Here is a 25677-nt window from a genome sequence, read left to right as displayed (position 1 = left end):
AGAGAGTGATCGACTGAAGGATGGCGCGCTCCACACGCCTTCCGTTGGGGGGTGAATCAGGCGCCGCTGGGTGCGATCCATTCGGTCAACTCGACGACGATGCCGTTGGGGTCGGTGAGACGCATCAGCCACTCACCCCACGGGTTGCGGCACAACTGCCTGGTGATCGGTGCGCCCTCGTCGTGCAGACGCTCGTGTTCCTTGACCAGGTCGGTGATCGCGAACGCCACCACCGGCTGAGCCACCCGCTCTCGCGGCAGTTCGAGGTCGCGCTGGTGCAGCAGGATGTCGGCGGCCGTGTCGTCGCGGCTCAGCCAGGCGAAGTCCGGGGTGTCGAGCACCTCGCGGAAGCCCAGATAGGTGGTGAAGAAGTGGCGGGAGCCTGCCAGATCATCGACGGTGAAGACGACTGTTGAGGAGACTATGTTCACACTTCTGCTCGTATGCAATTGTTTGCCATGGTTTCCCTCCTATGTAGTGATTCGTCCGGGATCAAGGGTGCCGATACGGCCTGGCCGGGGCAATGCCGGATCTTGCAACGCTGCGTTAACCGCAGGCTTCACACAGGAGATCCGCGACATCGAGATCTTCCTGACCTTGGCCGATGAACAAGGTCGCCAGGACCTCCGGCCGGTCTACGAAAAGCTTCGCATCAGCGTGGATCGGGCCCGATCAGCCGCTCAGGGAAGACCGACGCGCCGCGCATCGGCATGACGGTCTCAGTCGGGCAGCGGCCCCAGGTCGCGGGCGACGCGGGCGAAGGCGCGGATCATGTCGTTCTCCGCGGCGCTGAGCCACACCAGCCCGTACGGCAGCGCATCCATGTCCTTGACGGGCAGATAGGCGATGTCGGGGCGCGGGAAGTACCGGGTCACGTGGATCGGAAAGAGGGTGACGGTCTCCCCCAGGACCGTGTGCATGAAGATTTCCTCGATGTTGTTCACGTTGGCGATGCGATCGATCGAGCGGCCCTTGGGGGTGAGCACTGGGACGTAGTGGTCGAACCAGTAGTCGGGCGCGGGCTCGACGGCGATGTGCTGGAAGTCGCTGACCGCCTCCAGGGAGACCGAGGACCATCGGGTGAGCGCGTGGTCGCCGGCCACGGCCAGCACTCTGGGCTCGGCGAAGAGCAGCGGACCCACCGTGAGGTCGGGCTCCTCGATGGGCAGCCAGGTGACCAGGATGTCGACCTCCCCGTTGCGGAGCTGGGCGAACGGATCCTGGTAGGCCGACACCCGCAGGCGCAGCTCCCACTGCGGGTGCCGGGCGCGGAAGGTCTCCCAGTAGCGGCGCAGCTCCTGGATGTTGGCCGGGAACAGGCTCACCCGGAGCGTGCCGGTCTTGCCGCGTGCGGCCAGCCGTGCCCGCTCCAAGGTCTGCGTCAGGCCCTGGTGCAGCTGGCGCAGATCGTCCCGCAACTGCACACCCAGCTGCGTGAGCCGTACGCTGTGGCTGTTCCTCGCGAAAAGCTCGGCACCGATGGCTCGTTCCTGCTTCTTGATCGCCTGACTGACCCGGGCCACAGAGACGTGCAGCCGTTCGGCGGCGCGGCCGAAGTGCAGCTCCTCGGCCACCGTCAGGAAGATCTCGATGTCCCGTAGTTCCACAAGCCCCATTTCGCCTATCTGTGCCATGTACGGGTGGAAGTGTGGCATATAAGGACAAGCGGGAAAGAAGGCGAGTAACCGGACCTCTGTTGCGGGATGGCGGCAAGGGATCCGAAGTGATCGGCTCGGCGTTCGTGTGGCGGCAACCAGCCAGCCAGGAAACCGAGCTGTCGGTGGCGAAGTCGCTCGTCTTGATGACCATCGGGCGGTGCGGCCGGCGGGTTCCCGTGACAGCATTCCGCCATGAAGCATGACGAACTGATCGAATTACGGCGCGAGATCCATCGGCATCCCGAGCTTGCCGGAGCGGAGCGACGTACGGCGGCCCTGATCGCGGATGCCCTGCGCGAGGCGGGCCTGGATGTCCGGACGGGCGTGGGCGGGCACGGCGTGGTGGCGATCCTGGACGCCGGGGAAGGGCCCGCGATCGGCTACCGGGCCGACATGGACGCGGTCGCCGTAGCGGGTGGGGCGGCCCACCTGTGCGGGCACGACGTGCACTCCGCGATCGGCGTGGGCGTCGCGCGGACCCTCGCGCGCAAGCAGACCTCAGGCCGTACGGTCTTCTTGTTCCAGCCCGCCGAGGAGACCTGCGAGGGTGCCCGCGCCATGATCGACGACGGAGCCCTGGATCCGGTCCCGCCGCGGGAGGTCTACGCGCTGCACAGCGCCCCGTTGCCCACCGGGACGTTCGCTGTCGCGCCGGAGTTCGGGCATCCGGGCCAGGACATCTTCCGGATCGAGGGCCTGTCGCCCGAGGAGGCGCGGCGGTTCGAGAGCCTGATCGCCGGCCTGTCGACGGTGACCCCGCCGACCAACAGCGACGAACTCGCCCGACTGTCGGAGGACATACAAACCCCCGGCGGCCCGCTGACGAGCTTCGTCTACGCCCAGGTGCTCCGCGAGGAGGACGCGGTACAGGGCTGGGTACGGGCCTGGCCCGACAGCCGCTACGAGGAGATCCGGTCGCTGCTCCACGCGCAGGCCGGGCCACGCGTGCGGTTCATCGAACACCTCCCGGCCACGATCAACTCACCGGAACACGCACTGGCCGGCGCACGACACCTGAACGCCACGCTCTTCCACGCGGCCTATCCCTTCAACGGGGAGGATTTCGCACTGTTCCTGGAGCAGGCGCCAGGGGCGTTGTTCTTCTTCGGAGTGGGCGAGCAGGGGGTGCCGCACGCTCCCGATTTCGTGGTGGACGAGAGCGCCATCAGTCTCGGCATCGACGCAATGACCGGATTCCTGCGCACCCGCAGTGAGCAACCCTCGTTGCGATAATGACTTCACGGCTAAACGCTGCGCATCGACGGCCTCGTGGAGAACCCTGTCGTCTTACGGCGAGCTGAAGGCGATGCCCAAACAAGAGCAGATCACCCAGCACTACTGCATCCAGGGCTGGTCGGGCGTTGCCAAGTGAGGCGGTGTGTGCCGATGCGAGGTGCGACCCTTGCCTCAGACGCGGTGGGTCATCTTCTACTCTTTCGGGTCCGGTACCGAGGGAAGGCCGTCGAATCCTTCACGAAGGTGAGGGGCAGGGCGACAACAACGAGGACCACGAGTTCTACGGCTGTCGCATGCCGATCTAATGTCACAGAGGCAAGGCGAGGGGTCCTCGGGGGTCTTGACGAAGCCGGTGCCCATGCCGTGCAGGGTAGGTTTACTCGGCGCTGTCCTCACACAGCATCGCGATCTTGACCTCGTATCCCTGCCATCGGCGTGTCAGCGAGCCGTACGCATCCTTGACCATTACCTGGCCGACGCGGTGATGCTCCGGGATTACGCTCGAAATCAACGAAGGTCAACATCGCCTGTCGCCGCGCTTCTCCGACGCCTCACCGTTTCGCACTTATGCGCTTCAAGGGATGGCTCGTATGAGAGACCGACCGAAAACCTCGCAACGGCCCGCGGATGCCGCTCTCGGGATCACAGGTGACCTGGCGAAGGTGATGAGGTTCCGCCCGGAGCAGGGCGGCGAGGGCCCTCGCCGTACGAGGTGTTGCTGCACGCGCCGGGAACGTGGGGACCCGCGGCCACCGACCACCTCGTCGCCAGGTACGGCCGGCAACACCCCTGGACGGGCCGCATCATCCGCGCCGAGCGTTTGGGAGAGCTGTGATGCTTGATTCGTACGACGTCATCATCATCGGGACCGGCGCGGGCGGCGGCACGCTCGCCCAGCATCTGGCCCCCTCAGGCAAACGCATCCTCATGCTGGAACGCGGGGGCTGGCTGCCCCGCGAGCCGGCCAACTGGCTGGCGGCCGACGTCTTCATCGACAACCGGTACATTTCGCCCGACACCTGGTACGACAAGCACGGTAAGGCCTTCCAGCCGCAGATCCACTACTTCGTCGGCGGCGCCACCAAGCTGTACGGCGCGGCGCTGTACCGGCTGCGCCGCGAGGACTTCGGCGAGCTGCGCCACCACGACGGCGTCTCACCCGCCTGGCCCATCTCCTACGAGGATATGGAGCCGTACTACACGCTGGCCGAGCAGATTTACCAGGTGCACGGTGTGCGCGGCGAGGACCCGACGGAGCCGCCGGCGAGCGCGCCCTACCCGTTCCCTCCCGTGTCGCACGAACCTCGCATGCAGCAGCTGCACGACGATCTGGCTGCCGCCGGATGGCATCCGTTCCACGCGCCCTGCGGCATCCGGCTCGACGAGTCGAACATGCCCTACAGCGTCTGCGTCCGGTGCGCGAACTGCGACGGCTTCCCCTGCCCGCTGCACGCCAAGTCCGACGCTGAGGTGTTCGGCGTACGGCCGGCGCTCACGCACCCCAACGTCGACCTGCTGACCAACGCCCACGTCGTACGCCTGGAGACGAACCCGGCGGGCACCGCCGTGACCCAGGTGGTGGTCGACCACGAGGGCCACGAGGAGCGGTACTCCGCCGACATCGTGGTCGTCTCCTGCGGCGCGGCCAACACCGCCAAGCTGCTGCTGCTCTCCGCCAACGACAGGCATCCCGACGGCCTGGCCAACGGCTCCGGCCAGGTGGGCCGGAACTACATGTTCCACGACAGCCAGGCGGTGCTCGCGCTGTCGCGGGAGCCGAACCCGACCGTCTTTCAGAAGACGCTCGGCCTCAACGACTTCTACTTCAGCGGCCCGGACTTCGACTATCCGATGGGCAACATCCAGATGATCGGCAAGTCGCAGCCGGACATGTACCGCGGCGAGAAGCCGCTGGTGACGAAGCTCGCCCCAGGATGGGCGCTCGACGACGTCGCCCGGCACGCCGTCGATTTCTGGCTGTCGACCGAGGACCTGCCGCGCCTGGACAACCGCGTCACGCTGGCTGCCGACGGCGCCATCACCCTCAGCTACACGCCGAGCAACCCGACCGCCGCCCAGCGGCTCTACCACCAGCTCAAGTCGATGCTGGGTGGCCTGGGCATGCACCCAGGCCACCTGACCCACCGCTTCGCCTACATGAGGAGCGACATCCCGGTCGCCGGGGTCGCGCACCAGGCGGGCACCTGCCGCTTCGGCACGGACCCGGCCACGTCGGTCCTGGACGTCCACTGCCGTGCGCACGAGCTGGACAACCTCTACGTCGTAGACACCAGCTTCTTCCCGAGCATCGGCGCGGTGAATCCGGCGCTGACTGCCATGGCCAACGCCCTGCGCGTCGGCGATCACCTGCTGGACCGCCTGGGCGCCGGCGCGAGCGCGACCCCACGGACATGGCCGCGCGACTAGAGACGTTCACCGTCTACGCCGCCGGCACCGTCCAGGGCGTGGTGCTGATCACCATTCCGGCAGCCAGCACCATCCTCACCGATCCGGCGCAGTACGGCCTGTCGAGCACGCAGTACGCCACCCTGTTCGTGCCGCAGGTGATCGCCGCCGTCACCGCCTCCTTGCTGGGTGCCTGGCTCACCCGCCGGTTCGGCACGAAACCGCTGTACATGGTCGGGCTGGCGGGCAATCTGGCCGCCATGACCCTGCTGCTCGCCAGCGCCGCCGCCATGGCGGACAGGCCGGTGGCGTACACGCTGCTCCTGCTGGCCACCGCGAGCCTGGGCGCAGGGTTCGGCCTGACCGTGCCCGCGCTGAACTCCCTCGCGGCCGAGCTGCGTCCCGGCGCCGTCGACGCTTCGGTGCTCGTGCTCAACGCCCTGCTGGGGCTCGGCACGGCCCTCGCGCCGGTGCTCGTCGCCGTCTTCGTCGGCCTGGGCTTCTGGTGGGGGTTGCCGGTGACGTCGGTGATCCTGCTCGTCGCCCTGGTCGCGATCAGTCTCAGGCTGCCGATGCGGACCGAGGCACAGGCGCCCGCCGCGGCAGCGGGTCTGCCGAGGAAGTTCTGGGTGTACGCGGCTTTCATCACGCTGTACGGCATCTGCGAGACGGTCAACGGCAACTGGGCACAGCTCGACATGACGGGCCATCTCGGCGCTACGGCGGCGCAGGCCTCGCTCGCGCTCGCCGTGTTCTGGGCGATGGTCACGATCGGCCGCGTCGGTTTCGCCGCCTTGCAGAGCCGCGTTCTCCCCGCCCGCCTGATCTACCATGGCCTGCCGTTCCTGCTGACGGGCGCGTTCCTGATCATCAGCGCGCTGCCCGGGGACCGGCCGCAGCTCGGGGTGGTGGCCTTCGGCCTGGCCGGGCTGGGCTGCTCCGCGCTGCTGCCGCTCACCATCAGCTTCGCCCAGGAAGAGCTCACCTCCGTCTCGAGCTCCGTGGCGGGTGGTGTGATCGCCTTCTACCAGCTCGGGTACGGCATCGCCGCCTTCGGTGTCGGCCCGCTGGTGTCGGGCGGCACGAGCCTGCCCACGGTGTACGCCATGGCCGCCGTGGCCGCGCTGGCCATGGGCGGGTTGTCGTTCGCCGTGGCGCACGGGAGGCCCCCGCCGGCGACGCTGCATCCGAAGCCCCACCCGCTCGTCAGATGACCTCCCGCCACCCGCCGTCGGTCTGCTGATAGCCGGGATCGGCCGCGCGCTCAGGAACCCCGACCTCCCTTCCCTGGCGAGGTGGTTCTCCCTGGCACTGTTCCTCGTCGGCTTCCACTTCGACCTGCTCGCGTCGTAGCCTCACAAGCTGACCCCGGCCTTGCCCTTGAGGGCGGAGTCGAGGCCGTCGAGGATGGTTCTCAGGCCGAACTCGAAGGGGTCCTGCCCGTCGTCGCCGATGTCGCCGGTGCGGGCGCGCAGCCGGGGGAACTGCTGCGCGATCTCGGTGATCTGCGCCATGGTGTCGCGCACCTGCTGCTCCTCGTCCACCCCGGTACGGCGCAGCCGAGCCCGCCAGCCCGATTCGGCGGCCTGGCCCTGGGCGGCGCCGATCGCGAACATCAGGACCGCGGCGGCGGCCTGGTCGGCGTCGCCGCCGCAGAAGCCGGCGCTCTCGTAGACGGCCAGGCAGTGCTCGTCGTAGCGGGCCTTGTTGGGCCCGTAGATGAGGTGCGTGGTCATGGCGGGGATCAGCCAGAAGTGCCTGATGATCATCGCGTGGGCGCCCCTGGCCAGCGCGGCGGCGGCCTCCCGCCAGCCGAGCGCGTCGAGGTCGGGCAGCTCGATCTCGGCGAAGACGTGGTCGGCGGCCAGCACGACGAGCGAGTCCTTGCCCTTGACGTGGTGGTACATCGCGGTCGCCGCCGAGCCCAGCTGGATGCCCAGGCGCCGCATGTTCAGCCCGTTCACGCCCTCGGCGTCGAGGACCTCGATGGCGGCACGGACGATCTGGTCCCTGGTGAGGGTGTCACGCGGCATGGCCCCAGGATATCGAGCAGCACTTGCACTTAGTTCAAATCGACTTCTACAGTTGCACTAAGTTCAAATGCCGAGGAGTCGTCATGAAGAAGGTCATCGCGGCTGCCGTCCTCCAACTGCTGACCGTGGTGCCGTTCCTGATCGGCGTCTTCGTCGTGCTGACCTACGGGGCCGACGCGGAGCGCGCCGCCGAGGCGGAGGTCGTCAGGCAGGGGTTCCCCGCCGGGATCCTGGCCGAGAACGGCATCAGCTTCGCCGGGAGCGAGGGGCTGGCCATCGTGCTCGTCGTGATCCTGGTGGCCCTGGCGCTGCTGAACCTGGCCGGCAGGCGGATCGGCCCGATCCTGTCGTGGATCTTCCAGCCCGTCCTGCTCGTGATGGGCGTCGTCATCATCCCCGGCCAGCTGTTCACGGAGAAGCTCCTGGCGCAGGTGCCCGCCCTCGCCCGCCTGGACGTGCACGCGCTGGTCGAGGCGGCCTCCGGTGCCATGCCCGGCTGGCTGCCCTACGTCAACGTGGCCAAGCTCGTGCTGACCACGGCGGGATCCGTCGCGGTGATCGTCCTGCTCGCGCTGCCGTCGTCGCGGGCGTGTTTCCGCGTTTCACGCCCGGTGAGCGGGTAACGGGACTGGTAGGAGGGGGTTGACCGGCCATGCTGCTCATCGATCGTGAATGCGTCCGGCGGCTGCTCGAAGCCACGGATCCCGATGCCGTCCTGATGTTCGTCGAGGGCGAGTGCCTGGTGGTGCCCGCGGAGCGGGTGGACGAGGCGCACCGGACCCTGGTCGTCGCCAATCGCCAGGAAGTGGCAGATCTGCTCCCCGGTGAGGAATTCACCGACGACGACCTCGACAAGGTCGCGGATCGCCTGGACAACGTCGTGCGTGACCTCGGAGCGTGAACCTCACGAGGCCTCCGGGATGACGAAGCAGGAGCCGTGCAGCACCTCCTGCTCCGCGACCGCCAGACGGCCTGCGGTCGCCAGCGGCTCGCCCGTCCCGGTGTTGCGCGCCACGTGAGGGTGCGCGCCGCTGGAGATCTGGAAGCGCAGCCGGTGCCCCCTGCGGAAGCGGTGCGCGGCCGCCCTCAGCCGGATCGTGACCTCCTCCTGGTGGTCGTCGAGCCGGACGATGCCCTCGGTCACGTTCGTCGAGACTCCTGACGGGTCCACGTCGCAGAGCCGTACGAAGAAGTCCGTGTGCGCGAGCGAGGAGCGGACCCGCAGCTCGGCGCGGACCTCGCCGATCACCTCCAGGTCGCGCGCGAGCGGCTCGCCCGTGTAGACCAGCACGTCAGGGCGGGCCTCCAGCGGCCGGTTGTCGACCGGCAGGCCCTTGTCGTAGAGCGTCGGGCCGCCGAGCGAGGGCGTCGGGTCGGCGGGGTCGTACCGGTAGCGGTCGGAGGTGTCGCCGGGCTGCTCCGACAGCCTGCCGCCGGGTGCGGGATGCCAGCGCCGGGCGGTCGAGGGCGGCGGCCATTCCGGCAGGTCGCGCCAGCCGCCACCGCCGGTGACGTTGATCCGTACCGGCTGCTCGCGCAGCGCTCTCGGCTCGTCAAGCAGGTGCGCGCGGAACCAGCGCAGCGACTCGCCGAGCATGATCATCATGGCTTCCATGAGGGGAGCGCCGTGACTCCACGGGCCGATGGTCAGGTACGGCTGCCGCCCCGCGGCCTTCATGTCGGCGTAGTCGCGCAGCTGCTCGGGCAGGAACAGGTCGTACCAGCCGGTTATGGTCTGGACGGGCGCGGCGGGGATCGTGCGGTGGTCGATGGCGGCCCAGTAGGCGGGATCGCGGTCGAGCCAGTTCTGGTAGTGCGGGATCGGGTGGCCGACCGTCATCCCGTCGAGGTCGCCCAGGGGCAGTTCGCCGTACATCTTCTCCAGCCTGCGCCTGGTGATCGCGGAGCGCAGCGCGTTCAGCGGGCGCTCCTGCAGCGTGGTGCTGACCGCCCAGCTGAGCGCGTCGCCGAGCGCGAAGGCGCCGCCCAGGTAGAAGTGGTCCTCGAAGGAGGCCGCGGTGACCTGCAGCGACATGGCCTTGATCTCGGGCGCATCCGCGACCGCCCACTGGGTAAAGCCCAGATAGCTGGGGCCCCACGTGGCCAGCTTGCCGCCGTACCAGGGCTGCTTGACGAGCCAGTCGATCGTGGCCAGCCCGTCGCTCCGCTCGTGCACGAATGGCGTGAACTGTCCGTCTGATCCGAAGGTCCCGCGCGTGCTCTGCACGAACACCTGGAATCCCCGCTCTGCGAACAGCGTGGGGATGACGGAGAACGCGCCTGCCCTGCCGTACGGTGTCCGGACAAGGATCACCGGTGCGCCCGGCTCCCCGTAACGGTCGGCGAGTAACACGGCGCCGTCGGGCATCGGAACCTTCACCCCCCGATCGGCGAAGACCTGGTAGGTACGGGCACGCGGCAGGCGGTAGCGCCAGGCCAGAAGGCGGGTGATCAGGCTCATGTCCAGAGTCTGCACTTTTGAGTCAACCCCTCGCGTAGGTGATGTGTCCTTGGGGTGGTGAACGATCCGACGTTCGAGAGTTTCGTGACGCAGCGCCTGCCGGCCCTGTACCGGTACGCGCTTGTCCTCACCCGGGACCGGCACGACGCGGAGGACCTGGTGCAGGAGGCGTTGACGCGGACGGGGGCGCGGTGGTGGTCGGTACGGCGCAAGGACGACCCGGAAGGGTACGTCCGCACGGCGATGCTGCGCCTGCTGACCAACGGACGCCGGCGCAAGGTCCGGGAGGTGAGCATGGCCGCCCCACCGGAGCCCTCCCTGGAGGACGCGGCGGTGGACCGGCTGCTGTCCGACGCGAGCCTGCGCACGCGGGTCGCCGCGCTGCCGCCCCGGATGCGGGCGGTGCTGGTGCTGCGCTACGTCGAGGAACGCAGCGAGCAGGAGATCGCCCATCTGCTGGGCTGCAGCAGGGGGACCGTCAAGAGCCAGGCCTCCAGGGCGCTGGCCAGACTTCGCGACGCGCTCGAGACACAGGAGGTGGACCATGGATGACCTGGAGCAGCGGCTGGCGACGATCCTACGCGAGCCGACGCACGACGACGAGCCTCCGATCGAGCTGGCCGGCCGCATCCACCGGGCGGTCAGGGTACGGCGGGTGCGGCGGCGGGCCGCGCTGGTCGCGGCGGCGTGCGGCGTGCTCGCGCTCGCGGTGGCGGTGCCTGTCCAACTGAGAGGCGGGGACGCCGCGACCATGGTCCACGTCGGCCCCACGCAGACCGTCACCCCCCTACCCGGCAGTCCAGACATCGCTCAGGTGCTCGGCGATTCCACCCCGATCCCCCCGGAACTCTCGCCGCAGACCGTGGGCGCCGACGGGACCGTGCTCGGGTTCGGCCCCGACCGCCAGGTGCTGGAGCTGGGATCGGATGGCACGCTCCACGACCTGGGGATCCAGTCGCTCAGCGGGCTCGGCACGGGCGACGGGCTGCGCACCTGGACCAGGATGACCGGCAAGGCCGCCGACCAGCTGTGCAGGGACGCGGACGGCGTCGAGCACGTCATCAGCCCGCAGGGCACCGACCCCGCGCGCCCGATCTGGGTGGACCACGGGGTGATCGTCGGCAGCGACGTGATGCGCCAGCCTTGGTTCGCCAAGGGATGCTCAGGCCCCAGCAAGGTCGCGTCGACCCACGACGCGGTGGCGTTCTCGTATCCGACGCTGTTCCTGGTCGACGCGTTCAACGACAAGAAACTACTGGAGTACGACATCGACGCCGCCAAGGTCACGGCCACGCACGAGCTGCCCTGGGGGGTCCGGGTGCAAACCATGGACCAGCCGGACCAGATCTGGTACGCCGCGGCCACCAAGGACCACTTCGCCTGGGTGGCGGACGGCGTGCTGCGTCTGGCCGCCAGAAACGCTCTGGACCAGGTGGTCGTCAGCACCAAGGTCCCGCAATCCGCCAAGGGGGCGCGCATGACCGCGGGCAACCGCCTGATCACCTACACCACCGGCAACGAGTCGGTCGTCCTCGACTCCACCACCGGCACCCCCTACCGCCTGACCGGCTCCGCCTACGCCGCCGGTGACTGGCTGGTGTGGAGTGACGGTTCCACCTACCAGCTGTCGCGGGTACGTTGAGCCGCCTCCGTACGCTCCTGGCCACGGTGCTGGTAGCGATACCTCCCCTGGTCAACCACCTGACCGGCCTGCGCCCGCTGTGGACCCAGGCGCTGCCGCGCGCCGTCCTCCACCCGCTGGCGCGGGCCGGTCTGCTGGACCTCTGGCTGCTGTTCGACCTCCTCGCGGCCTCCGGCGTGGTGGGCGCCCTCGCCGTCGTCGCGCTCGCCCGCGGCGCCCGCCTCCTGGCCACCGCCATGCTGGCGCTCGTCGCCGCCCTCAGCCTCGCCACCCTCCTCAGCGGCGCCCCCACCCACGCCCTCTGGTACGGCCTGGCCTACGCGACCGCGGCCGCCCTCGCCTACTACCGGCGGCCGTGACTCGCGGCGCGCGAAAAACCTGATGAGCTGTTCCCGCGGCGCCTTTACAGTCGTCGGTCATGGACGCGGATGATGGACGGTTGCTTAACGTCATCGATGTGGAGGCCACCTGCTGGGCCGGGCAGGCGCCACCGGGGCAGGTGAGCGAGATCATCGAGATCGGCCTGTGCGTCATCGACCTGGCCGCCGGTGAGCGCCTGGCCAAGCACAGGATCCTGGTACGCCCCGCGCGCTCGACGGTCAGCGACTTCTGCACGGACCTCACCGGGCTGACCCAGTCCGAGGTGGACACAGGCGTGCCCTTCACCGAGGCCTGCACGATCCTCGCCCGCGAACACCTGGCGGGCTCCCGCGCCTGGGCCAGCTGGGGCGACTACGACCGCAACCAGTTCACCACCCAGTGCCGGCGCGGACCGGCGCAGTACCCGTTCTCGGCACGTCACACCAATGCCAAGGCCGTCTTCGCCGCCGCCCACGGCCTCAAGAAGCGCCCCGGCATGGCCCGAGCCCTGAGCATCGCGGGCCTCCCCTTGGAGGGCCGCCACCACAGCGGCTCCGACGACGCCTGGAACATCGCCGCCCTCGTCCTGGACCTCATGAAGCAGGACCGCTGGCCCCACGACTAGCGCCGGCCTCTGCGCGGAGTGCCGAGGCTTGAGAGGCGCCACACCTCAGTCCGGGGCCGCTGAGGTGAAGGCCGGGTAGCGGGGCAACTCCGCGACCTCCCACCCTGCGGTGCTCGCCAGCAATGTTCGGACGACTTCGCGCACGGCGGCGAACTCTTCTTCGCTCCGGTCGAGTTCTTCCAGCAGGCGAGACCACCGGTAGCGCAGCAACTGGCGCTCGCTCGGCACCGGCGTACGAGTGGAATGCATGGGCCGATCCCGCTTACGTGCCCGAGGCAGGAGGACCCACGTCATGAATATCGTCCAGGTGGCCACGGCCCGCCGTACTCCTGATCCACGCCTCATTTGCCTACTAAATTGGTAGGGTATTATGGTTTTTAGTGATTCGTCCCCGTATGCCCCGAAAGGGTTGTCAGATCATGCCTTCACGCAGACTGCGCGTCTCAGTTGCCCTGCTCGCCGCCACCGGGCTCCTGTGCGCCTGTGGCACGACCGAAGCGTCCGGTGGCGCCAAGGCCGGTGGGCAACCCGTGTACGGGGGCACGCTGACCTACCTCGAGCACCAGCCGCCGACCTGCCTCTACCTGCCGGCCGCCGGGTTCTATCCGAACGGCGGGCTGCTCAACCAGCTCACCGACAAGCTCACCTGGCAGGACCCGAAGACGCTGAAGATCGAGCCGTGGATCGCCACCAAGTGGGAGATCAACGACGACGCCAGCGAGTACACCTTCCACCTGCGCGACGGCGTCACCTTCAGCGACGGCACCCCGCTGGACGCCGAGGCCGTGGCCACCAACTTCGACGTGTACGGCAAGGGGAACACGGAGCTGAAGCTGCCCCCGGCCGAGTTCGTCAACAACTACGACCACAGCCAGGTGATCGACCCGCACACGGTCAAGTTCTTCTTCAGCAAGCCCTCGCCCGGCTTCCTGCAGGGCACCTCGGTCATCGGCGCCGGCCTGGTCTCCAAGAAGACGATCACGCTGCCCTACGAGCAGCAGTGCCAGCTCAAGAACGTCATCGGCTCCGGCCCCTTCACGGTCGCCAAGCAGGTGATCGACAAGGAGGTCGACCTGGCGGCCCGCAAGGACTACAACTGGGCGCCGCCCGCGTCCAAGCACCAGGGCCGCGCCTACCTGGACCAGATCAAGGTCATCGTGACCCCCGAGGACAACGTCCGGGTGGGCGCCCTGACCTCCGGCCAGGCGGACTTCGTCCGCTACGTCCAGGCCTATGACGAGAAGACGGTGAAGGCGGCCGGCTTCACGATCTACGCCGAGCCCACCAGGGGCGTCAACAACGGCCTCTACCTGCGCCCGACGAACAGCATCCTGAGGGACCTCCGCGTGCGCCAGGCGCTGCAGAAGGGCACGAACATCAAGGAGGTCGTGGACACCCTGTTCACGCCCAGCTATCCGATCGCCACATCCGTCTTGAGCCACCTCGCCGCCGGATATACCGATTTGTCCGACAAATTGGTGTACGACCCTGCGGGCGCCAACAAGCTGCTCGACGAGGCGGGCTGGACCACCAAGGGCTCGGACGGCATCAGGACGAAGGACGGCAAGCCGCTCCAGCTCGGCGTCTTCGTCTCGGGCCCGCAGCCGCTGTCCAAGCAGACCCTGGAGCTGGTCGCCCAGCAGTGGACCAAGCTCGGTGTGAAGCTGGAGATCCGCCCCGCCGACTCCGGCACCCAGGCCGTCGACATCAAGACCGCCGAGAAGACCGCCATCCAGCACGGCATGGTGGGCCGCGCCGACCAGGACGTGATCAAGAGCCACTTCTCCAAGGAGAACCGTGACGTGATCCTGTCCGACGACAAGAAGCTCGAGCAGCTCCTCGGCGAGGAGTCGTCGCAGCCGGACGTCGCCAAGCGCAACGCCAAGGTGGCCGAGATCCAGCGCTACGTCCTCGACCAGGGCTACGCGATCCCGCTGTTCGAGGAGCCCCAGGTGTACGGCGGCGCGCCGTACGTCCAGGGGGTGGCCTTCGAGGCGGTGGGCAGGCCCAGCTTCTACTCGGTGTGGCTGTCGAAGTGAGGTACCTGCTCGGCAGGGTCGGCCAGGCGCTGCTGGTGCTCTGGGTCGCCTTCACCGTGGGCTACGTGCTCCTGCAGCTGCTGCCCGGCGACGCGATCCTGATCAAGTTCCAGAACCCGGAGCTGGGCCTGTCGCCGCAGCAGATCGCGGAGATCCGCGCCTACTACGGCAGGGACGGCGCCGGCTACCTGCACACGCTGCTCGGCTTCCTGCACGGCGACTTCGGCTACTCCATCGACACCGGCGCGCCGGTGATCGAACGGCTGGGCGAGGCGCTGCCGCAGACGGCCAGGCTGGCCTCGGCCGGCTTCGCGCTGGCCGTCGTGATCGCGGTGCTGATCGCGTTCGCGGCGAGCTACAGCGGGCTGTCCTGGATCCGCGGGGCGCTGCTGTCGGTGCCGTCGCTGTTCATCTCGGTTCCGGCGTTCTGGCTGGGCATCCTGCTGATCCAGGTGTTCTCCTTCCGGCTGCGGCTGGTGCCGGTCATCGGCGGGAGCGAGCTGCAGCAGCTCGTGCTGCCGGTGCTGACGCTGGCCGTACCGATCTCCGCGCCCATCGCGCAGGTGCTGGCGCGCAGCCTGGACCAGGTCGCCACGCAGCCGTTCGTGGCGGTGGTGGCGGCCAAGGGCGCCTCACGCGGCTGGATCCTGTGGCGGCACGTGGCGCGCAACGCGGTGCTGCCGACGCTGACGGTGGCGGGCCTGATGTTCGGGGAGCTGATCGCGGGCTCGGTGGTGACGGAGACCGTCTTCGGGCGTACCGGGATCGGCCGGCTCACGGAGCAGGCGGTCAACGCTCAGGACACGCCGGTGATGCTGGCCGTGGTGGTGCTCGCCACCGCCTCCTTCGTGATCATCAATCTGGTCGTGGACCTGCTCTTCCCGGTGCTTGACCCCCGGCTGAAGGTGGCGACGTGAAGCGGATCGGCCTGATCGTCTCCTGGCTGGCGGTCGCGCTCGTGATCGCGTGGGCGCTGCTCCCTGGCGTGTTCACCTCCTACGACCCCCTCGTGGGCGTCCCCGCGCAGAAGCTGGAGCCGCCCGGCGCGGCGCACCTGTTCGGCACCGACGCCGTGGGCCGCGACCTGTTCGCCCGCGTGGTGCACGGCTCGGTCCACTCGCTGTCGGGCGCGGTCGTCGCGGTGGCCGTCGGCCTGGTGCTCGGCACGCTGCTCGGGCTGGTCGCAGGATCGACGCGGAACATCTTCGACGCGATCGTGATGCGCGTCGTGGACGTGCTGCTGTCGGTGCCGGGGCTGCTCCTGGCGCTGACGGTGATCATCCTGCTCGGCCCCGGCACGGTGCACGTGGCGATCGCGGTGGGCATCGGCTCGGTGGCCGCCTTCGCCCGGGTGTCGCGCTCGGAGGTGGTGCGCGTCAGGAACACCGACTACGTGGAGGCCGCCTTCGGCAGTGGCGGGCGCTTCCTGAGCGTGCTCTGGCGGCACATCCTGCCCAACTCGCTCGGCCCCGTGGTGGCGCTGGCCGCGCTGCAGTTCGGGGTGGCCATCCTGGCGATCTCGACGCTGGGCTTCCTCGGCTACGGCGCCGAGCCGCCCACCCCCGAGTGGGGGCTGCTGATCTCCGAGGGCCGCAACTACCTGGCCACCTCGTGGTGGCTGACGTCACTTCCGGGAATCGTCGTGGTGACGGTGGTGCTCGCCGCGAGCAGGATCAGCCGGTCGATCGCGAAGGAGGGGTCATGAGCCTGCTCGAGGTCAGAGATCTACGGGTGTCGTACGGCGGGCGTCCCGCGGTCCGCGGCGTCTCCATCACGGTCGAGCCCGGCGAGGTGGTCGCGGTGGTCGGCGAGTCAGGCTCGGGCAAGACGACCACCGCCCATTCGATCATCGGGTTGCTGCCGCAGAACGGCCACGTCGACGCCGGGCAGATCCTGCTGGGCTCCGCCGACATCACCCGCTGGTCCGCCAGGCGCATGCGGTCGGTCCGCGGCGCCCAGATCGGCCTGGTCCCCCAGGACCCGTCCAACTCCCTGGACCCGGTCAAGACGATCGGCAGCCAGATCGGCGAGGTCCTGCGCATCCACAAGCAGCGGACGGCCGTCAAGGAGCGGGTGATCGAGCTGCTCCACAGGGTCGGCATCCCGGACCCCGAGCTACGCGCCGGGCAGTACCCGCACGAGCTGTCGGGCGGCATGCGCCAGCGCGTGCTCATCGCCTCGGCGATCGCGCTGCGGCCGCAACTGATCATCCCCGACGAGCCGACCAGCGCGCTGGACGTCACCGTGCAGCGCCGCATCCTCGACCTCATCGACGACCTCAGGCAGGAGTTCGGCACGGCCGTCCTGCTGGTGACCCACGACCTCGGCGTCGCGGCGAGCAGGTCGGACCGCCTGGTCGTGATGAAGGACGGCGTGATCGAGGAGCAGGGCCAGACCCCCTCGGTGCTGGCCGCCCCGCGGGCGGAGTACACGGGCCGCCTGCTCCGCGACGCCCCCGCCCTGTCGGTGCGCGACTTCCTCGTCCCGCCGGAGACCGCGGAGCTCGCGATCGAGGCGCGCGACCTGGTCAAGGAGTTCCGCGTCGGACGCAAGCCGTTCCGCGCGGTGGACGGGGTGTCCTTCGAGGTACGGCGGGGCACCACGCACGCCCTGGTCGGGGAGTCGGGCTCGGGGAAGACCACCACGGCCCGCATGGTGGCCCGCTTCGCCGAGCCCACCTCGGGCACGGTCACCGTCGCGGGGGCGGAGACCGGCTTCCGCCGGCACGTGCAGCTGGTCTACCAGAACCCGTTCGGGTCGCTGGATCCCCGGCAGACGATCGCGCAGATCGTGGAGGAGCCGCTGCGCAACTTCAAGCTGGGCGACGGGGCGGCCCGCCGTACCCGGGTGAAGGAGCTGATCGACCGGGTCGCGCTGCCCGCGGACGTGCTCACCCGCAGGCCCCGCGAGCTGTCGGGCGGGCAGCGGCAGCGCGTGGCCATCGCCAGGGCGCTGGCCGTCGATCCCGCGGTCGTGGTGCTCGACGAGGCGGTCTCCGCGCTCGACGTGACCGTGCAGGCGCAGATCCTGGACCTGCTGGCCGAGCTGCAGCGCGACCTGGGGCTCAGCTACCTGTTCATCTCCCACGACCTGGCGGTCGTCCGGCAGATCTCGCACACCGTTTCCGTCATGAACAAGGGACGCATCGTGGAATTCGGAACCACACGGCGGGTCTTCACCGACCCGCGGCACGACTACACCCGCGAGCTGCTCGCGGCCATACCGGAGGCGGTGCGATGAGGCTGGGTTTCTTCACCAGGCTGCTTGACCAGGCGCCGCCCGGCGAGCGCTACCGGCTGGCCGTGGAGCAGATCAGGCACGCCGAGCGGGCCGGGTTCGACACGGCCTGGGTGGCGCAGCACCACTTCGACGGCGAGGAGGGCGGGCTGCCCGCGCCGCTGGTGTTCCTGTCGCACGTGGCGGCGGTGACCGAGCGGATCAGGCTCTGCACCGGCATCATCACGCTGCCGCTCGAGGACCCGGTCAGGGTGGCCGAGGACACCGCGGTGCTGGACCTGCTGTCGGGCGGGCGGCTCGAGGTCGGGGTGGCGGGCGGCGGCACGCCCTCGGCGTTCACGGCCTTCGGCCACGATCCGGCGCGGCGCAACGAGATCTACGCCGAGCACCTGAAGATCCTGCTGGACGCCTGGGCCGGGGAGGACCTGGGCGGCGGCAACCGGCTCTACCCGGCGGCCCCGCGGCTGGCGGACAGGGTCTGGGAGGCGACGTTCTCGGTCAGCGGCGGGGCCCGCGCGGGGAGTGCGGGCCACGGGCTGATGCTCTCGCGTACCCAGCCGCGGCCCGATGACAATCCGCACGCCACGCTGGCCGAGATCCAGAGGCCGATCGTGGACGCCTACCTCGACAACCTCCCCGCCGGCGTCGAGCCGAGGATCGTGGCGAGCAGGACCGCGTTCGTGGCCGACACCAGGGCCGAGGCGCTGCGCCAGGCCGAGATCGGCCTGAGCAGACCGGCCGGGGCGGAGCAGCCGCAGCCCGACGGCGGCGGCGTCGACCAGCTGATCGCGGCCTGGGACGCGCACGTCGGCACGCCCGAGGACGTGGTGGCCGGCCTCGGCGCCGACCCGACCCTCCAACGGATCACCGACCTGGTCTTCCAGGTCCACTCCGTCGACCCCCCGCATCCGCTGATCCTGCGCTCGATCGAGCTGCTCGCGACCGAGGTCGCGCCCGCGCTCGGCTGGGCGCCCTCCAGGGAGTTGAACAACCGATGAGCACAGACGTGATCGACGAGCTGGTGGGGATCGCACCCGGATCCCCGCTGGACCTGCTGCGGGCCCGGCGCCCGGACTCCCGCGAGCACGCCCAGCGCAGCTTCGAGGCCCTGTTCACGGAAAGCCCTGACGTCAGCCTCGACGAGCGGCACGCGATCGCGGCCTACGTCACCGAGCTGCACGGGGACCGCGCGGTCGCCGCGTTCTACGCCGCCAGACGACCCAGCCAGGAGCCGGCGGGCGGGCGGCTCAGGGCCGCGCTCCAGCACGCCCACCTGCTGGTGTTCCGGCCGAACCGGGCCAGTCCCGAAGCGTTGGCCAAGCTCGGCGAGGCGGGCTGGAGCGCCGACGGCATCGTGACGATCTCCCAGCTCGTCGCCTTCCTGACCTTCCAGGTACGGGTCGTGGCCGGGCTCCGCGCGCTCAAGGAGGCGACCGCATGACCACCTGGACCCAGGACAAGCTCGGCTGGAAGCCGTGGCTCGAGCCGCTCGCCGAGGACGAGCTCACCGACGCGCACCTGCAGGCGCTGGTCGACCAGGCCAGGGCGAGCTCGCCGTACTTCAGGCTGCTGGCGCGCGACCCGGCGATCCTGCACGCGCGGACCAAGACCGACAACGACATCTTCTACAACACCGACGGCGGCCTGCCGCGCGCCGAGCGCGAGCTGGCGGCCACCGCGACCTCGCGCGTCAACGGCTGCGTCTTCTGCGCCTCGGTGCACGCCCGCTTCGCCTCGCACTACTCCAAGCGGACCGAGGACGTGCAGCGGCTGCTCGACGAGGGGGTGGACGCGCCGCAGGACGCGCGCTGGCGGGCGATCATCGACTTCTCCGTCGCGCTGACCGCCATCCCGAGCGAGCCCGACGTGCAGGCGCTGCGCGAGGCAGGACTCGACGACCTGGCCATCCTGGACGCGATCCAGGCGGCCGCCTTCTTCAACTGGGCCAACCGGCTCATGCTCTCACTGGGAGAACCCTCATGACTCTGGACCATCTCGTCTACGCCGTGCCCGACCTGGAGGCCGCGGTCACCGACTTCGCCGAACGGACCGGCGTGACCCCCGTCAAGGGCGGCAGCCATCCAGGAGGCACGGCGAACTACCTGATCGGCCTCGGCCCCACGGCCTACCTGGAGATCATCGGCCCCGACCCGGACTCGGACGAGAGCCCCAGCGCCTTCGGCCTCGCGGGCCTGACCGAGCCGCGCCTGACCGCCTGGGCCATCCACCCCGACGACCTCGACGAGACCGTACGGCAGGCCAGGCAGGCCGGCTACGACCCGGGCGACGTGGCACCGCTGTCGCGCCGCAAGCCCGACGGCACCCTGCTGGAGTGGCGCCTGACCCGCAGGGACGACCCGGTGGCCATACAGCCCGTGCCGTTCCTCATCGACTGGGGAAAGACCCAGCACCCGGCCGCCTCGGGCCTGCCGCAGCTGGCGCTGGCCTCGTTCACCGCCACGCACCCTGACCCGGAGGCGCTGCGCGAGGACCTGGCCGCGGTGGGCGCCGAACTCGAGGTGGAGCCCGGCCAGGAGGTCGGGCTGCGGGCCGTACTGGACACCCCCCAGGGACAGGTGGAGCTGGCATGAGCACGTTGCGCGAATACCTGGCGCACAAGCGCGCGGCGCTGCTGACCCGCCGCGAGGCGGAGCCCGGCGGTCCCGTACCGCTGCAGGCGCGGGTGACGGCCGAGGGCCGCAGCGGGGTGCGCCGGATCAGGATCCGCGACTTCCAGATCCTCAGCGACAGCGGGCCCGACTTCGCCGGATACGACCTGGGGCCCGGCTCGCCCGAGCTGCAGGCGGGCGTGCTGGGGTCATGCGTGACGCACATCTTCCTGATCAAGGCGGCCGAGCTCGACGTGCCGCTGGACTCGCTGGCGGTGGACGTGCAGGCCGAATACGACCCGCGAGCGCAAGCACCGGACAACACCGACATCCCGGTCTACCCGCAGAACTTCCGCTACGAGGTCCAGATCTCCTCACCCGCCTCGGACGAGGACCTCGCCAGACTGCACGCCGAAGTGGAACGCGTCTGCCCGATCCTCAACCTGATCCGCCATCCCCAGAACATCAAGGGCACGGTGAGTAGGGTCGCTTGATGTGACCGAACTCGAGCAGCTCGCCGCCCGCTACCGCGACTTCACCCGGGCCAGGGACTGGGAGCAGTTTCATACGCCCAAGAATCTGGTGATGGCGCTGTCGGGGGAGGTCGGCGAGCTGGTGGCCGAGTACCAGTGGCTGACGCCTGGCGAGTCCGCCGACCCCGACCGGGTGCGCGGCGAGCTCGCCGACGTGCTGCTCTACCTGGTACGGCTGGCGGACGTGCTGGAGGTGAACCTGATAGAGGCGGCACACGGCAAGCTGGATGAGAGCGAGATCCGCTACGATGCCGACCTTTATCGGGGTTCAGCGAGAAAGGCTCCTCCGCTGCCATGAACGACTGGGTTTCCGAGCTCGCCGACAGAGTGATCGCCGAGTCCGAGCGGCGCGCGCCCGGCAATCCCGTCGTCTGCGCCTCGGGGCTGAGCCCGTCAGGCCCGATCCACCTGGGCAACCTGCGCGAGGTGATGACCCCGCACCTGGTGGCCGACGAGATCAGGCGGCGCGGGCGGGAATGCTTGCACCTGCTGTCCTGGGACGACTACGACCGGCTGCGCAAGGTGCCCGCCGGAATCGACCCGGCGTGGGAGGAGCACATCGGCAAGCCGTACACCTCGGTGCCGGCGCCGCCCGGCAGCCCGCACGCCAACTGGGCCGAGCACTTCAAGGCGCCGCTGGTCGAGGCGCTGGCCGAGCTGGGCGTGGAGTACCGCGGCATCAGCCAGACCGAGCAGTACACCGGCGGCGCCTACCGGGAGCAGATCCTGCTGGCGATGCGGGAGCGCCGCGCGATCGACGAGGTGCTGGCCGAGTACCGCACCAAGGAGCCGGAGGGCGAGTACTTCCCCTACCGGCCCTACTGCTCCGACTGCGGGCGCGACCTGACCAGGGTGACCGCCTACGACGACGAGAGCACCGAGCTGGCCTACACCTGCGCCTGCGGGTTCGGCGAGACCGTGAAGCTGGCCGAGCACGACAACGGCAAGCTGGTGTGGAAGGTCGACTGGCCGATGCGCTGGGCCTACGAGGGCGTGGTGTTCGAGCCGTCGGGCGTCGACCACCACTCGCCCGGCTCGGCGTGGGTGGTCGGCGGGCGGCTGGTCGGCCCCGTCTTCGGCGGCGAGCAGCCGATCGGGCCGATGTACGCCTTCGTCGGCATCACCGGCATGGCCAAGATGTCCAGCTCCAGGGGCGGCGTGCCGACCCCGTCGGACGCGCTGGAGATCATGGAGGCGCCGGTGCTGCGCTGGCTGTATGCCAGGCGCAAGCCCGCCCAGTCCTTCAAGATCGCCTTCGACCAGGAGATCCACCGGCTCTACGACGAGTGGGACGCCCTGGGCCGCAAGACCGAACGGCTGCCGGCCGAGCAGGCCGCCTACGAGCGGGCGGTGGGCACCGCGGATGGGGCGCTGCCGGTCACGCCGCGGCCCGTGCCGTACCGGACTCTGGCCTCGATCGTGGACGTCACGACCGGCGACCAGGAGCAGCAGCTGCGCATCCTGCGCGACATGGACGTCGCCGCGCTGGAGGAGGCGCGGCCGCGGCTGGACAGGGCGCAGCGCTGGGTCGAGACGCAGGTCGCGGCCGACCAGCGCACGCACGTGCTGCGGGAGCCCGACGCCGAGCTGCTCGCCTCGCTGGGCGAGGGCGAGCGGGAGGCGCTGCGGCTGCTCGGCGAGGGCCTCGACACGCACTGGTCGCTGGACGGGCTGACCACGCTGGTGTACGGCGTGCCGAAGCTCCAGGCGGGGCTGGACCCCGAGGCCAAGCCGACGCCCGAGCTGAAGGCGGCGCAGCGCGCCTTCTTCGCGCTGATCTACCGGCTGCTGGTGGGCCGCGCCACCGGCCCGAGACTGCCCACGCTGCTGCTCGCGGTCGGCGCCGACCGCGTCAGAAAGCTGATACAGGCGTGATCATCCTGATGACCGGCATCTCCGCGTCCGGCAAGTCCACGGTGGCGCAGGCACTGGCCGAGCGCCTACCGAGGTCGGCGCACGTGCGGGGCGACACGTACCGCCGCATGATCGGGCATCGCCCCTTGCACGTCGTCGTGCTGGCTCCTTCCGTGGCGGCGGTGGAGCGGCGCGAGCGCGAGCGGGCCAAGACCGGCTACGGCGACTTCACGGTCGCCGACCTGGACGCGATCCTGCGCGAGCAGACCCCGCGCATCGGTCTGTGGCTCGATTCATCGGAGCAGATACCCGGCCAGACTGCGGACGAAATCCTCCAAAGGCTCCCAGAAGCCCTTGTGTGATCTTCGCAGGTCAAGGCGCTATCAAGTGCCTGTCTAGTGTGTCGGGGGACCTTGACTTCATGAAGCCGAGCGTCACCGTGATCGTTCCCGCGATGAACGAGGCGGACAACCTCCCCCACGTCTTCGCCACCCTGCCCACCTGGATCGACGAGGTCATCCTGGTCGACGGCAACTCCACCGACGAGACCGTGGCCGTCGCCCGCCGTCTGCGTCCCGGCCTGCGTGTCGTCACGCAGTCACGGCGCGGCAAGGGCAACGCCCTGATCGAGGGATTCGCCGCGGCCACCGGCGACATCATCGTCATGATCGACGCCGACGGTTCGACGGACGGCCACGAGATCGCCGCCTTCGTCGAGGCGCTGGAGTGCGGCGCCGACTTCGCCAAGGGCTCGCGGTACCTGCCGGGCGGCGGGTCCGACGACATCTCGCCGGTGCGCTCGCTCGGCAACCGCGCCCTCACCGCCCTGACGAACCTGCTGTACGGCACGCGGTACACCGACCTGTGCTACGGCTACAACGCCTTCTGGACCAAGCACCTGGACACGCTGGCGCTCGACTGCGACGGCTTCGAGATCGAGACCCTGATGAACATCCGGGCCGCCAGGGCCGGGCTGATGATCGACGAGGTGCCCAGCCACGAGCGGCTGCGCATCCACGGGGAGAGCAACCTGCGCGCCGTACGCGACGGCTGGCGGGTGCTGCAGACCATCCTGCGCGAGCGCGTGCGTACGACGGCCGTCCCCCGAACCGAGATGGCATTGGCCGACTAGAGTCCGTTTTATGCGCTACATCATCGTTGGGGCGGGTGCGGTCGGCGGAACCATCGGAGCCCGGCTGTTCCAGGGCGGGCACGAGGTCGTGCTGGTGGCGCGCGGCGCGCACTACGAGGCGCTGCGGCGCCGCGGCCTGCGGCTGATCACACCCGACTCCGACCAGGTGTTCGACATCCCGGCCGCAGACGGCCCGGTGCCCACCAGGGACGGCGACGTGCTGGTCCTGGCCACCAAGTCGCAGGACACGATCGCCGCGCTGGCTCCGTGGCCGACCGACCTGCCGGTGGTGTGCGCGCAGAACGGCGTGGCCAACGAGCGCACGGTGCTGCGGCGCTTCGAGCGGGTCTACGGCATGTGCGTGTGGCTGCCCGCCCAGCACCTGGAGCCCGGCGTGGTGGCGGCGCACGGCTACCCGCGTTCGGGCATGCTGCACGTCGGCCGTTATCCACAGGGTGTGGACGAACTGGCCGAGCAGATGGCGACCGACCTGGCCAAGAGCGGCTTCCTGGCCCGCGCCACCGCCGACGCGATGTACTGGAAGTACGGCAAGCTCATGAACAACCTGGGCAACGCCGCCGAAGCGCTCTGCGGCCGGGTCCCCGGCCTTGACCGCCTCTTCGACCGGGTCAAGGCGGAGGGGCAGGCCATCCTGGAGGAGGCGCGGATCCCCTTCTCCTCCCAGCAGGAAGAGGTCGAGCTGCGCGGCCACGAGGTCGACGTGCGCCAGATCGACGGGACGCCCCGTGGCGGCGGCTCGTCCTGGCAGAGCCTGGCCAGGGGAAGCGGCACGATCGAGGCCGACTACCTCAACGGCGAGATCGTGCTGATCGGCCGCGAGCTCGGCCTGCCCACTCCGGTCAACGAGGTGCTGCAGCGGGAGGCCAACCGGGCGGCGCAGGACAAGCGGGCGCCCGGCTCGATGACCGTCGAGACGCTGGAGGCGCTCATCGACGAGCGTTCCGCAGCCGGATCCCGCTGAACTCCAGCGTGCTGGCCGTCACCTCGTTCCAGAACGGCCACAGCCTGTCCAGCACGCGCAACTGGATCCCGGCCTGCGCGTGCAGGTCGAACAGGTCGCTCACCGGCTCGGGCGGGCCGAGCGGCTCCACCGGTATCCGGGACACGACCGCGTGCGGCGGGTCGCCGATGGGCGTGAAGTGCTCGGCGGGCAGCCGGTAGGCGTACAGCCGGACGTCCATGATCGCCTTCAGCCAGCCGTACTCGATGGCGTGCACCCGGTCGCCGCAGCCCGCGCCGATGATCCGGTCGGCGTCCTCCGGGGTGGTGCGCGTCCCCTTCCACGCCATCGCGCGCGGGCACTGCCGGGGGAACCAGTAGTCGGGGCAGCGGTCGGCGGCGACGGCCCAGACGTACGGCGCGGACTGGATGGACGTGGGCGCCACGTGCGGGACGAAGCGCTCGATCGTCGGGTCTTCCGAGAAGTGCAGCACCTGGCCTGTGTCCGGTCTCATAAAGACGTGCATACACCGTTTCCGCGTGGGCAGAGGGGATTGGCTCTTGACCATGAGGGGTGAATTCGATGATCGTGCTTGGTCTGCTGGCAGTCCTGGTCGCGTGCGGCAGCGTCTTCCTGGTGATCACGCAGGCGGGTCCCGCCTACACCGCGTTCGGCTACACCGTCGCGCCCACCGGCCAGGAGATGTTCCTGGCGGGCGCGCTGGCGACGTTCCTGCTCGCGGTGGGGTTGTGGATGATGAGTTCCGGGTCGGTCCGCTCGGTCAGGCGGCGCAGGGCGATCCGCAGCGCGCGGGCGTACGAGAAGCACAAGCCGCAGCCCGCGGGCGATCGGCTCGTGGCGGGCGGAGCTGACGACACCCATTGATAGTGG

At 69.7% G+C, this 25677-nt stretch carries 30 protein-coding genes; 24 read left to right on the top strand and 6 right to left on the bottom strand.

Annotated elements, in window-relative coordinates; genetic code table 11:
* Window positions 1–56: 56 nt before the first annotated feature.
* Together KIK09_RS14020 and KIK09_RS14015 are read right to left on the bottom strand one after the other, a co-directional pair.
* Window positions 57–431: a VOC family protein gene (locus KIK09_RS14020; RefSeq protein WP_214319539.1), complete on the bottom strand. Its 375-nt coding sequence runs from the start codon at window positions 429–431 to the stop codon at window positions 57–59.
* A gap of 288 nt (window positions 432–719) precedes the next feature.
* Window positions 720–1607 (bottom strand): LysR family transcriptional regulator, encoded by an 888-nt coding sequence (locus KIK09_RS14015; protein ID WP_214319538.1) that lies wholly within the window; start codon window positions 1605–1607, stop codon window positions 720–722.
* Between the two features lie 243 nt (window positions 1608–1850).
* Between KIK09_RS14015 and KIK09_RS14010 the strand changes: the two genes are divergently transcribed.
* From KIK09_RS14010 to KIK09_RS14000, 3 genes are all read left to right on the top strand, one after another.
* On the top strand, window positions 1851–2891 hold the full coding sequence (locus KIK09_RS14010; protein ID WP_214319537.1) for a M20 metallopeptidase family protein: 1041 nt from the start codon (window positions 1851–1853) through the stop codon (window positions 2889–2891).
* 837 nt (window positions 2892–3728) lie between these two features.
* Window positions 3729–5321 (top strand): GMC oxidoreductase, encoded by a 1593-nt coding sequence (locus KIK09_RS14005; protein ID WP_214319536.1) that lies wholly within the window; start codon window positions 3729–3731, stop codon window positions 5319–5321.
* On the top strand, window positions 5306–6514 hold the full coding sequence (locus KIK09_RS14000; protein ID WP_214319535.1) for an MFS transporter: 1209 nt from the start codon (window positions 5306–5308) through the stop codon (window positions 6512–6514). Before KIK09_RS14005 ends, KIK09_RS14000 begins: the two co-directional genes overlap by 16 nt.
* A 141-nt stretch (window positions 6515–6655) precedes the next feature.
* Here KIK09_RS14000 and KIK09_RS13995 read toward each other — a convergent pair whose 3' ends face one another.
* Complete coding sequence (locus KIK09_RS13995) at window positions 6656–7333, bottom strand: TetR/AcrR family transcriptional regulator (protein WP_214319534.1); 678 nt, start codon at window positions 7331–7333, stop codon at window positions 6656–6658.
* 83 nt (window positions 7334–7416) lie between these two features.
* Between KIK09_RS13995 and KIK09_RS13990 the strand changes: the two genes are divergently transcribed.
* Window positions 7417–7956 (top strand): hypothetical protein, encoded by a 540-nt coding sequence (locus tag KIK09_RS13990; RefSeq protein ID WP_214319533.1) that lies wholly within the window; start codon window positions 7417–7419, stop codon window positions 7954–7956.
* A gap of 29 nt (window positions 7957–7985) precedes the next feature.
* Window positions 7986–8234, top strand: a complete 249-nt coding sequence (locus tag KIK09_RS13985) for a hypothetical protein (protein WP_214319532.1) — start codon at window positions 7986–7988, stop codon at window positions 8232–8234.
* 3 nt (window positions 8235–8237) lie between these two features.
* Here KIK09_RS13985 and KIK09_RS13980 read toward each other — a convergent pair whose 3' ends face one another.
* Window positions 8238–9794: a CocE/NonD family hydrolase gene (locus tag KIK09_RS13980; protein ID WP_214319531.1), complete on the bottom strand. Its 1557-nt coding sequence runs from the start codon at window positions 9792–9794 to the stop codon at window positions 8238–8240.
* A gap of 57 nt (window positions 9795–9851) precedes the next feature.
* Here KIK09_RS13980 and KIK09_RS13975 point away from each other — a divergent pair, with 57 nt between their 5' ends.
* Genes KIK09_RS13975 through KIK09_RS13960 form a run of 4 tightly spaced genes read left to right on the top strand, consistent with a single transcriptional unit; the run spans window position 9852 to window position 12421 of the window.
* The gene (locus KIK09_RS13975) at window positions 9852–10346 is read left to right on the top strand and encodes a SigE family RNA polymerase sigma factor (protein ID WP_308164075.1); all 495 of its coding nucleotides are present in this window, start codon (window positions 9852–9854) and stop codon (window positions 10344–10346) included.
* Entirely contained in the window at window positions 10339–11436 is a 1098-nt protein-coding gene (locus tag KIK09_RS13970; RefSeq protein WP_214319529.1) for a hypothetical protein, read from the top strand. The genes KIK09_RS13975 and KIK09_RS13970 overlap by 8 nt, the downstream gene beginning before the upstream one ends.
* 26 nt (window positions 11437–11462) lie before the next feature.
* Window positions 11463–11795 (top strand): hypothetical protein, encoded by a 333-nt coding sequence (locus tag KIK09_RS13965; RefSeq protein ID WP_214319528.1) that lies wholly within the window; start codon window positions 11463–11465, stop codon window positions 11793–11795.
* Window positions 11796–11854: 59 nt separating this feature from the next.
* Window positions 11855–12421, top strand: coding sequence for a 3'-5' exonuclease (locus KIK09_RS13960; RefSeq protein WP_214319527.1), 567 nt, complete (start codon window positions 11855–11857; stop codon window positions 12419–12421).
* A 45-nt stretch (window positions 12422–12466) separates the two neighbouring features.
* Here the strand turns inward: KIK09_RS13960 and KIK09_RS13955 are convergent, their stop codons facing one another.
* Window positions 12467–12670 carry a hypothetical protein gene (locus KIK09_RS13955; protein WP_214319526.1) on the bottom strand — a complete coding sequence of 68 codons (204 nt, stop codon included), beginning with the start codon at window positions 12668–12670 and terminating at the stop codon, window positions 12467–12469.
* Between the two features lie 170 nt (window positions 12671–12840).
* Between KIK09_RS13955 and KIK09_RS13950 the strand changes: the two genes are divergently transcribed.
* From KIK09_RS13950 to KIK09_RS13890, 14 genes are read left to right on the top strand one after another with little or no spacing between them, the layout of a single operon-like run.
* Window positions 12841–14460 (top strand): TIGR04028 family ABC transporter substrate-binding protein, encoded by a 1620-nt coding sequence (locus KIK09_RS13950; RefSeq protein WP_214319525.1) that lies wholly within the window; start codon window positions 12841–12843, stop codon window positions 14458–14460.
* A complete protein-coding gene (locus tag KIK09_RS13945) occupies window positions 14445–15377 on the top strand; it encodes an ABC transporter permease (RefSeq protein WP_308164074.1) in 933 nt (310 codons plus the stop codon). The genes KIK09_RS13950 and KIK09_RS13945 overlap by 16 nt, the downstream gene beginning before the upstream one ends.
* Window positions 15374–16165: an ABC transporter permease gene (locus KIK09_RS13940; protein ID WP_214319524.1), complete on the top strand. Its 792-nt coding sequence runs from the start codon at window positions 15374–15376 to the stop codon at window positions 16163–16165. The genes KIK09_RS13945 and KIK09_RS13940 overlap by 4 nt, the downstream gene beginning before the upstream one ends.
* Window positions 16162–17700: a dipeptide ABC transporter ATP-binding protein gene (locus KIK09_RS13935; protein ID WP_214319523.1), complete on the top strand. Its 1539-nt coding sequence runs from the start codon at window positions 16162–16164 to the stop codon at window positions 17698–17700. Before KIK09_RS13940 ends, KIK09_RS13935 begins: the two co-directional genes overlap by 4 nt.
* Window positions 17697–18695, top strand: coding sequence for a putative FMN-dependent luciferase-like monooxygenase (locus tag KIK09_RS13930; RefSeq protein WP_214319522.1), 999 nt, complete (start codon window positions 17697–17699; stop codon window positions 18693–18695). The genes KIK09_RS13935 and KIK09_RS13930 overlap by 4 nt, the downstream gene beginning before the upstream one ends.
* Window positions 18692–19138 carry a CMD domain-containing protein gene (locus KIK09_RS57650; RefSeq protein ID WP_250572930.1) on the top strand — a complete coding sequence of 149 codons (447 nt, stop codon included), beginning with the start codon at window positions 18692–18694 and terminating at the stop codon, window positions 19136–19138. The genes KIK09_RS13930 and KIK09_RS57650 overlap by 4 nt, the downstream gene beginning before the upstream one ends.
* Window positions 19135–19680 carry an alkylhydroperoxidase domain protein gene (locus tag KIK09_RS57645; protein ID WP_250572929.1) on the top strand — a complete coding sequence of 182 codons (546 nt, stop codon included), beginning with the start codon at window positions 19135–19137 and terminating at the stop codon, window positions 19678–19680. The genes KIK09_RS57650 and KIK09_RS57645 overlap by 4 nt, the downstream gene beginning before the upstream one ends.
* Complete coding sequence (locus KIK09_RS13920; protein WP_214319521.1) at window positions 19677–20288, top strand: VOC family protein; 612 nt, start codon at window positions 19677–19679, stop codon at window positions 20286–20288. The genes KIK09_RS57645 and KIK09_RS13920 overlap by 4 nt, the downstream gene beginning before the upstream one ends.
* A complete protein-coding gene (locus tag KIK09_RS13915) occupies window positions 20285–20800 on the top strand; it encodes an OsmC family protein (RefSeq protein WP_214319520.1) in 516 nt (171 codons plus the stop codon). The genes KIK09_RS13920 and KIK09_RS13915 overlap by 4 nt, the downstream gene beginning before the upstream one ends.
* Window position 20801: 1 nt before the next feature.
* The gene (locus tag KIK09_RS13910; RefSeq protein WP_214319519.1) at window positions 20802–21137 is read left to right on the top strand and encodes a nucleotide pyrophosphohydrolase; all 336 of its coding nucleotides are present in this window, start codon (window positions 20802–20804) and stop codon (window positions 21135–21137) included.
* Window positions 21134–22714 (top strand): lysine--tRNA ligase, encoded by a 1581-nt coding sequence (lysS, locus tag KIK09_RS13905; RefSeq protein WP_214319518.1) that lies wholly within the window; start codon window positions 21134–21136, stop codon window positions 22712–22714. The genes KIK09_RS13910 and lysS overlap by 4 nt, the downstream gene beginning before the upstream one ends.
* Entirely contained in the window at window positions 22711–23055 is a 345-nt protein-coding gene (locus KIK09_RS13900) for an AAA family ATPase (RefSeq protein WP_308164073.1), read from the top strand. The genes lysS and KIK09_RS13900 overlap by 4 nt, the downstream gene beginning before the upstream one ends.
* 59 nt (window positions 23056–23114) lie before the next feature.
* The gene (locus KIK09_RS13895) at window positions 23115–23825 is read left to right on the top strand and encodes a glycosyltransferase family 2 protein (RefSeq protein ID WP_214319517.1); all 711 of its coding nucleotides are present in this window, start codon (window positions 23115–23117) and stop codon (window positions 23823–23825) included.
* A 10-nt stretch (window positions 23826–23835) separates the two neighbouring features.
* Window positions 23836–24807 (top strand): ketopantoate reductase family protein, encoded by a 972-nt coding sequence (locus tag KIK09_RS13890; RefSeq protein ID WP_214319516.1) that lies wholly within the window; start codon window positions 23836–23838, stop codon window positions 24805–24807.
* Here KIK09_RS13890 and KIK09_RS13885 read toward each other — a convergent pair.
* Window positions 24773–25300 carry a DUF6886 family protein gene (locus KIK09_RS13885; RefSeq protein ID WP_250572928.1) on the bottom strand — a complete coding sequence of 176 codons (528 nt, stop codon included), beginning with the start codon at window positions 25298–25300 and terminating at the stop codon, window positions 24773–24775. The genes KIK09_RS13890 and KIK09_RS13885 overlap by 35 nt on opposite strands.
* Window positions 25301–25368: 68 nt before the next feature.
* On the opposite strand from KIK09_RS13885, the gene KIK09_RS13880 reads away from it, so the two are divergent.
* The gene (locus tag KIK09_RS13880) at window positions 25369–25671 is read left to right on the top strand and encodes a hypothetical protein (protein ID WP_214319515.1); all 303 of its coding nucleotides are present in this window, start codon (window positions 25369–25371) and stop codon (window positions 25669–25671) included.
* Window positions 25672–25677 lie beyond the last annotated feature (6 nt).

Source organism: Nonomuraea sediminis, assembly GCF_018531495.1.
GTDB classification, from domain to species: Bacteria; Actinomycetota; Actinomycetes; order Streptosporangiales; family Streptosporangiaceae; genus Nonomuraea; species Nonomuraea sediminis.
This window is presented reverse-complemented; position numbering and strand designations above follow the sequence as displayed.